The sequence below is a fragment of the Microbacterium sp. Leaf351 genome (assembly GCF_001423825.1).
GTDB lineage: Bacteria > Actinomycetota > Actinomycetes > Actinomycetales > Microbacteriaceae > Microbacterium > Microbacterium ginsengisoli.
Genome location: NZ_LMPK01000033.1, coordinates 172,102 through 173,340 on the forward strand (window position 1 = coordinate 172,102; position 1,239 = coordinate 173,340).

A 1,239-nucleotide genomic window follows, 5' to 3' on the forward strand; every position below is an offset into this window, starting at 1 on the left:
GGAGCGACTCACCCGGGTGCTGTCCGGCTCCCGGTATATCGGCGAGCTGATGGAGTGGATCCCGGAGTCCGTCGCCTGGCTCGACGACAACGCGTTGCTGCGGCCGCGGTCGGGCGTCGCGCTGCAGGACGAGGCGCGCGCCATCCAGACGCGGCATCCCGAGACGGAGGAAGCCATGCGCTCCGTGCGGGCGCTGCGTCGACGCGAGCTGCTGCGCACGGCGATGGGCGCGGTGCTCGGCGTCCTGACGATCGATGAGATCGCGGCCGCACTGTCGACGATCACGGATGTCGCGATCCAGGCGACCCTCCGGGCCGTGCGCCGCGAGGTCGTCCCTCCCGAGGACGACGCGCTCGACTTCTCCGTGATCGCGATGGGCCGCCTCGGCGGCGCCGAGCTCGGTTTCGGCTCCGACGCGGATGTCATGTACGTCTATCGTCCGAACGGGGTCGACCCGCAGCGCGCCCACGAGCTCGCCCTGCGCCTCGTCGCGGCGCTACGCGCCTCCTCAGAGGACCATCGTGCACCCCTCGACCTCGACGCCGATCTGCGCCCCGAGGGGCGCAACGGCCCGCTGGCGCGGTCGCTCGACGCGTACACGGAGTACTACCGGCGCTGGTCGCTCTCGTGGGAGGCGCAGGCACTCCTTCGCGCACGCGGCGTCGCGGGGAGCGTGAAGCTGGTCACGGCCTTCTTCGAGGTGGCCGACGAGGTGCGCTACCCCCGCGATGTCGACGTGCAGGGCCTGCGCGAGATCAAGCGCATCAAGGCGCGCGTCGAGAGCGAACGGCTCCCACAGGGCGTTCGGCCGGAGCGCCATCTCAAGCTCGGCCCGGGCGGACTCAGCGACGTCGAATGGCTCGTGCAACTGCTTCAGCACGAGCACGCCGGTCGGCTCCCCGCCCTCCGCACGACGTCCACGCTCGCCGCGCTATCGGTCGCCGTGGACGAGGGACTCATCCCGCGGCCCGCCTACGAGCGGCTGAGCGAGGCCTGGCGCCTCGCGTCGCGTCTCCGGTCGGCCAACACGCTGCTCTCCGGACAGACCAGCGACGTGCTGCCCACCGATCGCGCGCGCCTCGAGGGCATCGCTCGCCTCCTCGAGTACCCGCCCGGCTCCGCGACCCGCGTCGAGGAGGACTGGATGCGCACCTCGCGCCGGGCACGGCAGGTGTTCGAGCGCCTCTTCTACGGCTGAACCCGGCCGCTACCGGCGCGTCAGGCACGGGAACGCCGAAG

Annotated in this window: 1 pseudogene; it reads left to right on the top strand. The window is 72.1% G+C overall.

The features are described from left to right. Window positions 1-1,198, top strand: a pseudogene (locus ASG00_RS17905) (bifunctional [glutamine synthetase] adenylyltransferase/[glutamine synthetase]-adenylyl-L-tyrosine phosphorylase); the annotation flags it as partial. Between the last annotated feature and the right edge of the window lie 41 nt (window positions 1,199-1,239).